Annotated in this window: 9 protein-coding genes; 5 read left to right on the forward strand and 4 right to left on the reverse strand. The window is 57.0% G+C overall.

Annotated elements, in window-relative coordinates; translation table 11 throughout:
* Window positions 1-92: 92 nt before the first annotated feature.
* From GCM43_RS26630 to dnaA, 4 genes are all read right to left on the reverse strand, one after another.
* Entirely contained in the window at window positions 93-3,944 is a 3,852-nt protein-coding gene (locus GCM43_RS26630; RefSeq protein WP_152247461.1) for a DUF3427 domain-containing protein, read from the reverse strand.
* A gap of 66 nt (window positions 3,945-4,010) precedes the next feature.
* On the reverse strand, window positions 4,011-6,509 hold the full coding sequence (gene gyrB, locus GCM43_RS19755) for a DNA topoisomerase (ATP-hydrolyzing) subunit B (RefSeq protein WP_152247463.1): 2,499 nt from the start codon (window positions 6,507-6,509) through the stop codon (window positions 4,011-4,013).
* A 164-nt stretch (window positions 6,510-6,673) separates the two neighbouring features.
* Window positions 6,674-7,780: a DNA polymerase III subunit beta gene (gene dnaN / locus GCM43_RS19760; protein ID WP_152247465.1), complete on the reverse strand. Its 1,107-nt coding sequence runs from the start codon at window positions 7,778-7,780 to the stop codon at window positions 6,674-6,676.
* A gap of 142 nt (window positions 7,781-7,922) precedes the next feature.
* Window positions 7,923-9,317 (reverse strand): chromosomal replication initiator protein DnaA, encoded by a 1,395-nt coding sequence (dnaA, locus tag GCM43_RS19765; RefSeq protein WP_152247467.1) that lies wholly within the window; start codon window positions 9,315-9,317, stop codon window positions 7,923-7,925.
* A 499-nt stretch (window positions 9,318-9,816) separates the two neighbouring features.
* On the opposite strand from dnaA, the gene rpmH reads away from it, so the two are divergent.
* The 5 genes from rpmH to mnmE all read left to right on the forward strand — a co-directional run bounded on the left by rpmH (window position 9,817) and on the right by mnmE (window position 14,012).
* On the forward strand, window positions 9,817-9,951 hold the full coding sequence (gene rpmH, locus GCM43_RS19770; RefSeq protein WP_010401996.1) for a 50S ribosomal protein L34: 135 nt from the start codon (window positions 9,817-9,819) through the stop codon (window positions 9,949-9,951).
* A gap of 125 nt (window positions 9,952-10,076) precedes the next feature.
* Window positions 10,077-10,412 (forward strand): ribonuclease P protein component, encoded by a 336-nt coding sequence (locus GCM43_RS19775; RefSeq protein WP_413770972.1) that lies wholly within the window; start codon window positions 10,077-10,079, stop codon window positions 10,410-10,412.
* Window positions 10,409-10,669, forward strand: coding sequence for a membrane protein insertion efficiency factor YidD (yidD, locus tag GCM43_RS19780; RefSeq protein ID WP_152247469.1), 261 nt, complete (start codon window positions 10,409-10,411; stop codon window positions 10,667-10,669). The genes GCM43_RS19775 and yidD overlap by 4 nt, the downstream gene beginning before the upstream one ends.
* Window positions 10,670-10,680: 11 nt before the next feature.
* Window positions 10,681-12,405, forward strand: coding sequence for a membrane protein insertase YidC (gene yidC, locus GCM43_RS19785; RefSeq protein WP_152247471.1), 1,725 nt, complete (start codon window positions 10,681-10,683; stop codon window positions 12,403-12,405).
* A 227-nt stretch (window positions 12,406-12,632) separates the two neighbouring features.
* Complete coding sequence (mnmE, locus tag GCM43_RS19790) at window positions 12,633-14,012, forward strand: tRNA uridine-5-carboxymethylaminomethyl(34) synthesis GTPase MnmE (RefSeq protein ID WP_152247473.1); 1,380 nt, start codon at window positions 12,633-12,635, stop codon at window positions 14,010-14,012.
* Window positions 14,013-14,019 lie beyond the last annotated feature (7 nt).

The raw sequence follows: 14,019 nt of genomic DNA on the forward strand, positions 1-14,019 counted from the left end.
AGCCAGCTGGTGCAGCCGTGCATGATGAGGATAGTGACACCGTTTCGTAGTCCATGTCGGATGGTTGGTGCAGCGTGCCGCCAGCCGTGTAATTATTCCAAGCTAAATGTAACACTCATCGGACTACTGCCTGTATGGCTCACATAGCGTAGTGGCCCGTGATAAATAAAGGGGGCGCCCTTACCATTCTGAAGCTTAGCTTCACGCACAAAAAGGTGAATCGTCAGACCTTTTTGCTCATGTTCGATAATGTCTCGACCCTTTTTATTGGTCGGCGATGTGGAGTTCTGGCTTTGCCAATGGAAGGTGCTGTCATCGATCCAATGATCGAGGTAACGATGATCCGCCGCCTTGCCTTGTTTATTGAGCGTTACCAGTAACACTATCGCTCTCTTATTGGCGAGCGTCACATGCCCCACATTCCAGTTGCCAATACTGTACGTCTCGCCAAACAGTGGCGCAATCTCCTCGCGCATGAATGGTTGTCCCACGGCTAAATCTAGCGGATTGATAATGGCTTTGAAGCGCGCCAAGGTGTGCATGTCTTCGGTGGCAGCCATATCTTGGAAGTCCAGATTAGTAGCACGCAGCACATAACCACCGTCCGGCGTTTTGACGATGTGACGCAACAAATACTGAAAACCATCACCAGATTCATCTTGACGCTCAATGGCCATCACGGAGCCAGTAATCGAACCTGCATTGGTCGCTGTGATATGTTCCAGTAGCAGATAGTCGCCGTCCTGAATCGGGTGCTTTCCACCATTCATGGAGTTGCCCGAGGCGCGGGCGATGAAGTGCCGATGCGGATCGATATTTCCGTAGCTGGTAGGAAGATAACGGTATTCCTCGACATCCACCGTCCCGGTCTTAAAGTGTCCGCAAGCGATTTTCAAATTTGGAAAATAGGGTAGCGATGTGAGATTGTTGGCCTTTTCGCTGCGAACAAACGGAATCACGTTACTTGATGAGTCCGTCTGGTCGCGACGAACTTCATAGGCGGCCAAACGATAATCGATGATTTCCTGGGCCATCAGTTTGAACTTCTCAAGATGATCGTCAGCGGGTTTAAAGACGGCTTCAAATCGACCACTGTTGATGCGGAAATCGCTATTCTTACTTGTGCTATTACCGCCTATCCAAGCATTGATCGGATTGTTGGACCAGTAGCGTACCCATGCTTCCGACTGCCCATTTGCTGTGCGGATGGTATCAGGAAGATCTGCTAGCAGAGCAGGTCGACGTTGCAACACCTGCCATGAACGCTCAGCCAGTTCGGCGACGGTCGGTGGCGTACGCCAACCATCCAATTCCTGAAATGCCAAAAGTAGTACCATCTTGAAGCTCTTGGTCATTGAGGTTGTTTCTAGTTCGCGCAAGAAGCTGCGATGTCTGGCCGCGATAACTTGCTCATCTGAATCGAGGTCATCCATGGAATGGACGAGAGCATACCAATCGCCATATTCTTTGCGCATTGCTGGCATGCTGGCACCCCCCCGGTAAAACTCGGCCAAAGTCGGCCGTCGCCCAAAGCTGTCGCGCAAGGCTGTGTATTCGTTCTTTGTGCCCTCGCTATCCAAGGACTTGAGAAATTCGATCAGTTGCAAATCGTAGTTGACGAAGCAACCTTCCGGCAGCTCCAGTTGATTCGCTTCTGCTTTACGTGCGAAATCCGCTAATTTTTTGTAGCTAGGGTCGATCTCAAACAAAGCCTCTGGCTTATGTAGGAAGCTCTTGTGATTACCGATAAAGTCTAAGATGACCAAATGCTCTTTACCCTCGCTTTTACGCAAGCCTCGGCCCAATTGTTGGAGAAACAGGATTTTTGATTCGGTAGGGCGTAGCATCATGACGGTGTCGATGGCAGGAAGATCGACGCCTTCATTAAATAGATCGACAGAAAAAATCACCGAAAGGCGCCTGTCACGCAGGCGCTCCAACGCATCGGCCCGGCTCATTGACGAACCGGCGTACACCGCAGCGCAAGCGATATTCGCTTTGGAAAACTGTGCAGCCATAAATTCGGCATGAGCGACAGAAACACAAAACGCCAACGTGCGTTGCTGTTTATAGCGTTGCCACTCCGTCAATGCATGTCTGGCGCGAGCCAGTGTTGCCAGCTTGGTGCTGAGCTGATTGAGATCGAATCGCCCGCTGCGCCATGGTAGTTCAGCGTAGTCCACAGAACTATCGAAGATGCCATAGTAGTGAAACGGCACAAGCAGTTTGGCCGTAATGCCATCGAAAAGCCCACGCGTAAAGACGAGATTTTCATCGCATAGTGACAGAATGTCGGATTGGTCGGATCGATCTGGCGTTGCTGTTAGACCCAACAAAAATTTTGGCGAAAAATAAGCGAGCAGGCGACGATAGGTAGGCGCAGCTGCATGATGAAATTCGTCAACGACGATATAGTCAAAATGATCTGGCGCGTATTGCTCCAAGTGCTTTTCTTGCCCCAGCGTTTGAATAGAAGCGCAGAGTATTTCTGCCTCTATATCCTTGCTCTGGCCTGCATAAAAGCCCACGCGTGCACTCGGACGAATTCTCAGAAACGTCTCGGCCGCTTGATTCAAAATTTCTTCGCGATGTGCGACAAATAATACGCGGCGCGCGCCCAACTGCTTCGCATCGAAAGCAGCTAGCCAGGTTTTTCCAAGGCCGGTTGCCAATACTACTAAGCCACGCCGGAACCCTTCATCGCGCGTTGCTCGTAAGGCAAATAAAGCCTCGATTTGCACGCTTGACGGAGTAGGCGGCGCATCTTGTTCCAGGCTGCCCGGTGCTACGGCCATTGGCAGCGGAACTCGGCGCGCATCATACTGTTCGATCCATTCATCTGTTAGAACAACACAGCGAGGATGGACAAACAGTTCTTCAAATTTAGCCCGTGCTTCAAGATAGCCATTGTCGCCCGGATAGTTAATGCGGTAATTCCACTCTAAGCCATTGGTTAGTGCTTGCCTGCTGATATTGCTGGAACCGATAAATGCCGTGCCGCTCAGAACGCTCTGGTCGGTAAGTTGTGCGAACAAATAGGCTTTCAGATGAAAACTGCTGCCGGCAGACTGGTATACTTTTACCTCTGCTCCTTGCGCTTGCAGTAGCATTAGTAAGCGCAAAGCCTCTGTATCGGTCACATCTAAATAGTCGCTTGTCAGGACGCGTACCCGCGCCGGGGCGCGTTGTAATTCACCGTCGCCTTTCAGTGCACTGTGCAAGTCTGGCAGCAGCAGCCTCAGCCCAGTCGTCTTAACAAAAGCGACAGCTAAATCAATCTCTGACGCTTGATTGATTGAACTACTCAGGTGCGGCAAAAACGGATCGCTGCCGCCGGTAATCAGATGATTTTGCGGCGTGGCTACGCGGTGCACCATAGCATTAAGCCATTGCTCTGTGCGGCCTGGCCGTTGATCGATCGATTGCCAGCACTCGATCCTGTCAATATCTGGCAAGTGGGCAAACCACTGGCGCAACTGTGGTTCTTCAACGTCCGTGAAGTGGCGCCCATCTTGAACGCGTTCAGTCGTTCCCAGTTTAAAACTAAGATAAAACGCACCGCCCGGCTTCAGTGCATTCCATAAGCATGCCAGCGTGGCTGGCAATTCTGCTACTGGAACATGCAACAAGCTAGCGCAGGCCCAAATGCCGTCGTAGCATGACTGCTCTTTCACTTCGGTAAAAGTACGCAGCTGAACTTCAAGGCCGGTATGCTCTTTTGCTAATTGTACTAGCTCATGCGATGCGTCAAAAGCAGTAACCCGATAGCCCTTGTCGAGAAAAACTTTGGCATCGCGTCCTGAACCACAACCTGCATCTAATATGCTCCCGCTAGTACCCACCGCTGACAGAAATCGATGATGCAAGACAGACATATCAACATTGGCAGTATTGTTAAAGAAATGACTAGCGTTTTGGTTGTAGTAGTTCAGAGTTGATGTCATCGCGCGTATTAATATGCTCAAAAAAAAGGCGACACACAGTGTCGCCCAATCTATCCAAAATATTGCTTAAACGTCGATATTCCCCGCCCTTAACGCATTCGACTCAATAAAGTTCCTGCGCGGTTCCACGTCGTCGCCCATCAGGGTGGTAAAGATCTGGTCGGCGGCAATCGCGTCTTCGATCTGTACCTTCAGCAGGCGGCGCACGGTTGGGTCCATGGTGGTTTCCCACAGTTGTTCCGGGTTCATTTCGCCCAGACCTTTGTAGCGCTGTTTCGAGACGGTGCGTTCGGCTTCGTCGCGCAGCCATTGCATGGCCTGGTGGAAGTCGTTGACGGCGATTTCCTTAGTGCGCTCGCCTTCGCCGCGGCGCACGAACGCGCCGGGGCCCATCAGGCCGGCGAAGGTGGCGGCGCCGCTGGACAGCACGGCGTAGTCGGGGCCTTGCACGAAGTCGGCGTCGATGGCGGTGACTTTGACGTTGCCGTGGTGCATGCGTTCGATGCGCAGGTGGTGTTTCTCGGCCAGGTCGTCGGAGCGTACGTGGACGGTGACGGCGCTGTCGTTGATGTTGTCCTGCAGGGCGCGGGCCGAGGCTTCGGTGGTTTCCAGGGTCGACAGGTCGAGCTGGACGCCGGTCATGATGGCGGTCAGGGCGGCGCGGTCGATCACTCGGGTCAGGCGCGTCATGATGCTGTTCGACAGGTTGAACTTGCGCACCAGTTCGGCCAGCGTGTCGCCGGAGATGCCGTCGGCGCCTTCTTTGGGCACCAGCACGGCGGTGTTCAGGGCCACCGTCATCATGTAGCTGGCTTCTTCGGCGTCATCTTTCAGGTAGCGCTCGTCGCGGCCGGCCTTGACTTTGTACAGCGGCGGTTGCGCGATGTAGATGTGGCCGCGCTCGACCAGTTGCGGCATCTGGCGGTAGAACAGCGTCAGCAGCAGGGTGCGGATGTGGGCGCCGTCGACGTCGGCATCGGTCATGATGATGATGCGGTGGTAGCGCAGTTTCTCGACGTTGAATTCGTCCGGTCCGATCGAGGTGCCCAGGGTGGCGATCAGGGTGGTGATCTGCTCCGAGGACAGCATTTTTTCAAAGCGCGCCTTTTCCACGTTCAGCACCTTGCCGCGCAGCGGCAGGATGGCCTGGAACTTGCGGTCGCGGCCCTGCTTGGCCGAGCCGCCTGCGGAGTCACCCTCGACGATGTACAGTTCGGACAGGGCCGGGTCTTTTTCCTGGCAGTCGGCCAGCTTGGCCGACAGGCCCAGGCCGTCCATCACGCCTTTGCGGCGGGTCAGGTCGCGTGCCTTGCGGGCCGCTTCACGGGCGCGCGCCGCTTCGACGATCTTGCCGCAGATGATTTTGGCGTCGTTCGGTTTTTCCTGCAGGTAGTCGGCCAGGGTCTTGGCGACGATCTCTTCGACCGGGCCGCGCACTTCCGACGACACCAGCTTGTCCTTGGTTTGCGACGAGAACTTCGGCTCCGGCACTTTCACCGATAGTACGCAAGTCAGGCCTTCGCGCATGTCGTCGCCCGAGATTTCCACTTTCGCCTTCTTGGCGAACTCGTGCTCGTCGATATATTTGTTGATCACGCGCGTCATCGCGGCGCGCAGGCCGGTCAGATGGGTGCCGCCGTCGCGTTGCGGGATGTTATTGGTAAAGCACAGTACCTGTTCGTTGTAGGCATCGTTCCACTGCATCGACACGTCGACCGAGATATTCGTGCCCTGGTCCGACAGTCGCTCGCCGGTGGCCTGGAAAATGGTCGGGTGCAAGACCGTTTTGGCTTTGTTGATGTATTCCACAAAGCCGCGCGTGCCGCCTTCGAAGGCAAACACTTCTTCCTTGCCGGTGCGCTGGTCACTGAGCTTGATGTTGACGCCATTGTTCAGGAACGACAGTTCGCGGATGCGCTTGGCCAGGATTTCATAGTGGAATTCCACGTGCGTGAAAATCTCTTCGTCGGCCCAGAAGTGCACTTCGGTACCGCGCTTGTCGGTCTCGCCGATGACTTTGATGGGTGAGACGGCCACGCCGTCGCGCATTTCGATTTCACGGTGCTGCGGCACGCCGCGCACGAATTCCATGTAATGGACTTTGCCGTCGCGGCGGATGGTCAGTTTCAGCAGTTTGGACAGGCCGTTGACGCACGATACACCCACGCCATGCAGGCCGCCCGATACCTTGTACGAGTTCTGGTCGAACTTGCCGCCGGCATGCAGTTCGGTCATCACGATTTCAGCGGCGGAACGCTTCGGATCGTGCTTGTCGTCCATTTTCAGGCCGGTCGGTACGCCGCGGCCGTTGTCGGTGATCGAGATCGAATTGTCGCTATGGATCGTGACGTGGATTTCCGTGCAATAGCCGGCCAGCGACTCATCGATGGAATTGTCCAGCACTTCGAACACCAGATGGTGCAGGCCGGTGCCGTCCGAGGTGTCGCCGATATACATGCCCGGGCGTTTGCGTACGGCTTCCAGGCCTTCCAGGATCTGGATGGAGGAGGCGCCGTATTCTTCCGTTTTGGCCTGGATCGGGGTGTCTTGTGGATTCTCGGACATGGACTGCTTTCTCAAATAGCGATTACTGATTGATTCGGGGCTGCTGGCGGATGGGCGTGGGTCGGGTTGGATGGAGCGGTGTAGCTAAGTGTGTCGGATTACGCTGCGCTAATCCGACCTACGCGACCTGCCCGACCTACCCGACGTAACTCATTGCCGGGTCTTTAGATGCGCATCGGCATGACAACGTACTTGAAGTCGGCGTTGTCCGGGATGGAGATCAGCGCCGACGAGTTCGAGTCGCCGAGTGCGATGTTGACTTGTTCGCACTTCAGGTTGTTGAGCACGTCGAGCAGGTAGGTGACGTTGAAGCCGATATCGACCGAATCGCCGCCGTAGTCGATTTCCAGTTCTTCCACGGCCTCTTCCTGGTCGGCATTGGTCGAGCTGATCTTCATGCTGCCTGGCGTGATAATGCAGCGCACGCCCTTGAACTTGTCGCTGGTCATGATGGCAGCGCGTTGCAGCGAGCGCAGCAGTTCATCACGGCCGATGGTGAAGTCGTTCTTGTAGCCTTTTGGAATCACGCGCGTGTAGTCGGGGAACTTGCCTTCGACCAGCTTCGAGATCAGCTCGATGTCGGCAAAGGTCAGCTTGACCTGGTTGGCGGCGATGTCGAGCTGTACCGGCTCGTCGTTTTCTTCCAGCAGGCGCTGCAGTTCGATAATCGTCTTGCGCGGAATGATCACTTCCTGGCGGGCAAAGGTCTGCTCGGTAGCAACCTGGCAGAAAGCCAGGCGGTGTCCGTCGGTGGCCACGGCAATCACATTGTTGCCATCCAATACCAGCAGCAGGCCGTTCAGGTAGTAGCGGATGTCTTGCTGCGCCATCGAGAAATGCACCATGTTGAACAGGTGTTTCAGCGTTTTCTGGGGCAGGGTGACGGTGGCGTTGTAGCTGTCGGCCTGTTGCACGGTCGGAAACTCTTCGGCAGCCAGCGTCTGCAGCGCGAAGCGCGACTTGCCGGTTTGCACCGTGAGGCGCTTGTTGAGCAGCGTCATGGTCACGTCGCCCGATTCAGGCAGCGCGCGCAGAATGTCGAGCAGCTTGCGCGCGGCCACGGTCGTGCCGGTCACATCGGCGCCCGAACCGATCTGGGCGTGCGTGGTGATCTGCACTTCGGTGTCGGTCGACAGGAAAGAAACGTGTTCACCGTCTTTGCGGATGAGGATATTGGCCAGAATCGGCATAGTGTGCCGACGCTCGACAATACCGCTCACGATCTGCAGTGGCCGGAGAAGCGTATCTCGGGTGGTTTTGACCAATTGCATAGTTATCCTCAGGTTGGGTATGAAGTTGAAGGTAATAATTTAACAATCATTGCAAGGTTGGCTTCCGGCAGGCCAGCTGCGGCGCGCCCCCAGATAATAAGGGTAAAGCACGATTTGAGCCAGCCTTGCCAAGATGCCGTGTTTAACCTTTCAAGGTTTGTTCCAGCACATGCAACTCGTGGTTGCATTCCGGGTTTTTGGTGCGGTCCAGCGCGATCTTGCGTACCGCATGCAGTACGGTGGTATGGTCGCGTCCGCCAAACAGTTCGCCGATTTCCGGCAGGCTCTTCTGTGTCAGTTCCTTTGCCAGGTACATGGCGATCTGGCGCGGCCGGGCAATATTGGCGGGGCGGCGCTTGGAATACATGTCGGCCACCTTGATATTGAAGAAATCAGCCACCGTTTTCTGGATGTTTTCTACCGAAATTTGCCGATTCTGTACCGACAGCAAGTCTTTCAGCGCTTCTTTCACGATATCGATCGTGATGTCCTTGCCGTGGAAACGCGAGTAGGCCAGGATCTTGCGCAGTGCGCCTTCGAGCTCGCGCACGTTCGAGCGCAGGTGCTTGGCGACAAAAAACGCCACGTCGTCCGAGAAAGATACGCCTTCCTGCTTGGCTTTCTTGAGCAGAATGGCCACGCGCATTTCCAGCTCGGGCGGCTCGATGGCCACCGTCAGGCCGGAATCGAAGCGCGAGATCAGGCGGTCGTCCATGCCGGTAATTTCCTTCGGATAGGTATCCGAAGTGATGATGATCTGCTTCTTGGCCGCGATCAGCGCTTCAAACGCATAGAAAAACTCTTCCTGCGTGCGGCTTTTGCCGCCGAAGAACTGAATATCATCGATCAGCAGCATGTCGAGCGAATGATAGTAGTGCTTGAAGTCGTCAAAACCCTTGCGCTGGTAAGCGGTCACTACGTCGCGCACATATTGCTCGGCGTGGATGTAGCGGATCTTGGCGCCGGGATTGTCGGCCATCACCTGGTTGCCGATCGCATGAATCAAGTGGGTCTTGCCCAGGCCCACGCCGCCGTAGAAAAACAGCGGGTTGTACGACACGCCCGGGTTGTTGGCCACTTGGATCGCCGCGGCGCGCGCCAGCTGGTTGGCTTTACCGGTCACGAAGCTGTCGAACGTCAGGTCGGTATTGATGCGGCTCTGTTCGCGCCGTGGCGCGGCACCGATGCCCAGTTCGGGCACGCTCGGCGGCGGCTCGGCCGGGCGCGCGCTGGGCGCGCCACCGTTCGGGTCGCTGGCCGGGGTGCTGACGGCAACCGGTTTTTTGGGCGCGGACAGACGCGGGTCGAGAATGAACTGAACCTCGGTGGGCGCTTCGAAATACTGAATTGCAAGAGCGGTAATGCGGCTGGCGAACTGGGTTTTGACCCAATCGAGCTTGAATCGATTGGGCGCAGCAATGCGCAGCTTGCCCTCTTCGTAGTCGACAGGGAAAAGCGGTTTGATCCACGCACTGAATTGTTGCGGTGTCAGCTCCAGTTCCAATTGCGCGGAACAGGCCTGCCAGAAATTGTCCATGTATGTCTATGTGAAAAGGTGTGGGAGGGCGTATCACTCTGCCCTGCGTTCACCGTGTTGCAAGGCCGGCGTCGCGCGAGGGCTCGCCACACGTAACACGCTATTCTACTCCCGACCGCCAAAGTTATCCACAGGCGCTTGCTTTATTTTTGCGTCGGGGCGCTACGCGCGCCTGTGCATAAGATTGGAGTTATCCTTATGCCTTCCGCGCGCCAGGGCCATTCCAGCCATATGGGGCCGTGTGCGCAAAATGCCAGTCAAGATGCTGGCCGACCACGGCAATCCTTGACAGCAGGGGGGTATATGCTGAATAATTCAGGGTTCCCCGCCCGTATTCCGTGTTTATTCATTTGGACGACAATATGGACTAAGCGTGGATTAAGCGGGCGATGAGATTGGCCCTTGTGCCTTGGCATAAGTGCGCGATTGTCATTGGCACCAAAAACTGACGGGACGTCAGACCCGATTTTGCATCTTTTTTGTTTTTAGCGAGACCAACATGAAACGTACTTACCAACCTTCCGTCGTTCGCCGCAAGCGTACGCACGGCTTCCGCGCTCGTATGGCTACCCGTGGTGGCCGTGATGTGCTCAACGCACGTCGCGCAAAAGGCCGTAAACGTCTGGCCGTCTAGGCTTGTCGTTGACCGCTGTTCGCGTGGCTAGCTGTACTCCAGTCGGCACTGATCGCGAAGGTTCACACGACTTCGCGCGCGTACGGCGTATCGTTAAAACGGATGAATTTTCATCCGTTTTTCGTTTGCGTCCTACGCAAAAAACAGCGCATTTCGTGCTGTATACCCGACACAATCAATTGCCGCATGCGCGGCTGGGCGTCGTGGTGGCCAAGCGTTTCGCGCCACGTGCGGCGACCCGCAATACCATCAAGCGCGTCGCGCGCGAGCTGTTTCGCACCAGCGCGCTGCCGCCCATCGATTGTGTGGTGCGCCTGTCGCGCGCCGTCAACAGCAAGGATGGTCCGGCGACCACGATGCGGCTGAAAGCCGAATTGCGTGTCGAACTGAGTCGTTTATTTGCGGCCCAGGTTGCCGCCCAGGCGCGCTCCGTTGCGCCGCCGCCACCATCCTCGCCATGAAAACCCTGCTGCTGTTCCTGCTGCGTGCCTATCAGTTACTGATCAGCCCGATGCTGGGACAGAATTGCCGTTTCTATCCAAGTTGTTCGCATTACGCGATGGAAGCGTTGCGCGTGCACGGCGCCGCCCGTGGCAGCTTGCTCGCTGCCAAACGGCTGTGCCGTTGCCACCCCTGGAATGACGGGGGCTTTGACCCGGTGCCGCCGGCCGATGGCAAACAATCTTCAACGACCGCTTGCGGTTGCAACCACTCCTGATCAATACCCTAATGGATATCAATAAACGTACCATCCTGTGGATCGTGTTCTCCGTCTCGCTGGTCATCCTGTGGAACGAATGGATGATTTCGACGGGCCGCCCGTCGATGTTCTCGTCGAACACCACCCAGACCGTCAAGGCGCCAGCCGCTGCTGCTCCTGCTGCCCTGGCAGCTTCCGGTGCGGCAGCTTTGCCTGGCGCGAGCGCTGATCCTGCCGCTTTCAAGAGCGAGCGCATCACCATTACCACCGATGTCATCAAGGTCGATATCGACACGCTCGGTGGCCAGGTCAAGCGTCTGGAATTGCTGAAATTCAAAGGCGCGGGCAATCCGGGCTGGTTCGGTGGTTGCTTCGGCCTGTTCAAGTGGTGCCAGCCTGATGAAGGCAAGCAAAATGAAGTGCTGTTCGACGAAGGCGCCAACCACGCCTATCTGGCGCAGACCGGCCTGGTCGGCGGTCCCTTCCCGACCCACAATACCGGCTTTACGGTCCAGCCTGGCGTACGCACGCTGGGCGACGGCAAGCAGATCCAGCTGGTAATGGAAGCGGTGCAGGGCGGCGTCAAGCTGACCAAGACGTTCACCTTCAAGCGCGGCGACTATGTGATCGATGTGCGCCACGACGTGGCCAACGTGGGTACCGAAAAAGTCACGCCGCAGCTGTACATGCAGCTGGTTCACGATGGCAACAAGCCGGTCGGCGACTCGTTCTTCAACAGCAGCTATACCGGTCCGACGCTGTACACGCCGCAGGACAAGTACCAGAAGCTGACGTTTGAAAAAGTTGAAAAAGCAGCAGCAGAAGATGAGCGCAAAGGCAACGATGCGGCCAGTAAGGCACTGCATCCGCAACGCGCTGACGGCGGCTGGTTCGCCATCTCACAGCACTTCTTTGTGTCGGCCTTCGTGCCGCCAGCCAATATTGCACGCGATATCTTCACCAAGAAGCTGTCGCCCAATATGTATGCCATCGGCAACCTCATGACGCTGCCATCGCTGGCGCCTGGTGCTTCGGCCGCCATCGACAGCAAGCTGTACTCGGGTCCGCAGATCGCGCATCTGCTGGAAAATGTGTCGCCTGGCCTGGAACTGGTCAAGGATTATGGCTGGCTGACGATTATTGCCAAGCCGATCTTCTGGGTGATGGAACAGATCCACAGCGTACTGGGTAACTGGGGCTGGACGATTATTGCCTTTACCATCCTGATCAAGCTGGCGTTCTTCCCGCTGTCGGCTGCCGGTTATCGCAGCATGGCCAAGATGAAACTGGTCACGCCAAAAATGACCGCCATCCGCGAGCGCTACAAAGGCGACCCGCAAAAGATGAACCAGGCCACCATGGAGCTGTACAAGACCGAGAAGATCAACCCGCTGGGCGGCTGCCTGCCGATCCTGATCCAGATGCCGGTCTTTATCGCGCTGTACTGGGTGCTGAACGCGTCGGTGGAAATCCGCGGCGCGCCATGGATCGGCTGGATTACCGACCTGGCCCAGCATGACCCATGGTGCATCCTGCCGGTGCTGTACGCGATCTCGATGTTCATCACCACCAAGCTGAACCCGGCGCCAGCCGATCCGATGCAAGCGAAGATGATGCTGTTTATGCCGCTGGCATTCTCGGTGATGTTCTTCTTCTTCCCGTCGGGCCTGGTACTGTACTGGGTCGTCAACAACGTGCTGTCGATCGGACAGCAGTGGGTGATTACCAAGAAATACGCACCGTCCACGGTGTAAAACCAAAAAGCCCGCCTAGTGCGGGCTTTTTTTTTGCTCTCGTAGGTCGGATTAGGCCGCAGGCCGTAATCCGACAACACCGCGGACTGCGGCAACACTTGCGTCATCCAACAACGCCGTCGGCTTGCCGATATGTCGGCTTACGCGCTGCGCGCTAAGCCGACCTACGTCGCTAAGCCGACCTACATTGCTACACCGTCCCTCACGCACCTATTACAATACCCCCCATGAAACTCGACTCTTCCCCCATCGCAGCCATCGCCACCGCACCCGGTCGCGGCGGCATCGGCGTCGTGCGCGCCTCCGGCAAGAATCTTGCCCCTTTGATGACGGCGCTGTTCGGCGCGCAGGCGCTCAAGCCGCGCCACGCCAGCTATGTGCCGTTTACGGCCGCCGACGGCAGCATTATCGACCAGGGCATCGCGATTTATTTCAAGGGACCGCACTCGTATACCGGCGAAGAAGTGCTGGAGCTGCAGGGCCATGGCGGCCCGGTGGTGCTGCAGATGCTGCTGGCGCGCGTGCTTGAAGCGGGCCGCGACAGCGGCTTGCGCCTGGCCGAGCCCGGCGAATTCACACGCCGCGCGTTTCTCAATGACAAGCTCGATCTGGCGCAGGCCGAAGCGGTAGCCGACCTGATCGACGCCTCGACCGAAGCGGCCGCCAAGTCGGCCTCGCAGTCGCTGTCGGGAGCGTTTTCGCAGACCATCCATGCGCTGGTGGAACAAGTCACGGGCCTGCGCATGCTGGTCGAGGCGACGCTGGATTTCCCGGAAGAAGAAATCGACTTCCTGGAAAAATCCAATGCGCGCGGCCAGCTCAAGTCGGTGATCGAGGCGCTCAACAAGGTGTTTGCCCAGGCCGCGCAAGGCGCGCTGCTGCGCGAGGGGCTGAACGTGGTGCTGGCCGGCCAGCCGAATGTAGGCAAGTCGTCGTTGCTGAATGCACTGGCCGGCGCCGATGTGGCGATCGTTACGCCGATTGCCGGCACCACGCGCGACAAGGTCAGCGAGACCATCCAGATCGAAGGCATCCCGCTCAATATCATCGATACGGCCGGCATCCGCAATGCCGACGAAAATATCGACGCGGTCGAGCGTATCGGCATCGAGCGCACCTGGGGCGAAATCGGCAAGGCCGATGTGATTTTGCATCTGCTCGACGCCGACCACGGCCCCACGCTGGCCGACGAAACCATCGTCGCGGCCTTCCCCGAAGGCGTGCCGGTGGTGCGCGTGTGGAACAAGATCGATTTGTCGGGCCATAAGCCCAGCGTCGATGCGCTGCCCGACGCGACCCATGTCTACCTGTCGGCGCACGAACATATCGGCATCGACCTGCTGCGCACCGAGCTGCTGCGTATCGCCGGCTGGCAACAGACGGGCGAGTCGCTGTACCTGGCGCGCGAACGCCACCTGATCGCCCTCAAATCAGCCGGCAAGCACCTCGATATTGCCGCCCAGCATGCAGCGCAGGACGACCAGTCGCTTGACCTGTTTGCCGAAGAACTGCGCCTGGCGCAGGTTCAGCTGTCGAGCATTACCGGTGAATTTTCTCCCGACGATCTGCTGGGAGTGATTTTCAGCCGCTTCTGTATCGGCAAATAAGGCAACA

This window comes from Janthinobacterium aquaticum (assembly GCF_009208565.1).
GTDB lineage: Bacteria > Pseudomonadota > Gammaproteobacteria > Burkholderiales > Burkholderiaceae_D > Janthinobacterium.

Excerpts from the sequence above, each read along its gene's own strand:
- GCM43_RS26630 (WP_152247461.1), bottom strand. The coding sequence starts at position 3,944 with ATGACATCAACTCTGAACTACTACAACCAAAACGCTAGTCATTTCTTT.
- gyrB (WP_152247463.1), bottom strand. The coding sequence starts at position 6,509 with ATGTCCGAGAATCCACAAGACACCCCGATCCAGGCCAAAACGGAAGAA.
- dnaN (WP_152247465.1), bottom strand. The coding sequence starts at position 7,780 with ATGCAATTGGTCAAAACCACCCGAGATACGCTTCTCCGGCCACTGCAG.
- dnaA (WP_152247467.1), bottom strand. The coding sequence starts at position 9,317 with ATGGACAATTTCTGGCAGGCCTGTTCCGCGCAATTGGAACTGGAGCTG.
- rpmH (WP_010401996.1), top strand. The coding sequence starts at position 9,817 with ATGAAACGTACTTACCAACCTTCCGTCGTTCGCCGCAAGCGTACGCAC.
- yidD (WP_152247469.1), top strand. The coding sequence starts at position 10,409 with ATGAAAACCCTGCTGCTGTTCCTGCTGCGTGCCTATCAGTTACTGATC.
- yidC (WP_152247471.1), top strand. The coding sequence starts at position 10,681 with ATGGATATCAATAAACGTACCATCCTGTGGATCGTGTTCTCCGTCTCG.
- mnmE (WP_152247473.1), top strand. The coding sequence starts at position 12,633 with ATGAAACTCGACTCTTCCCCCATCGCAGCCATCGCCACCGCACCCGGT.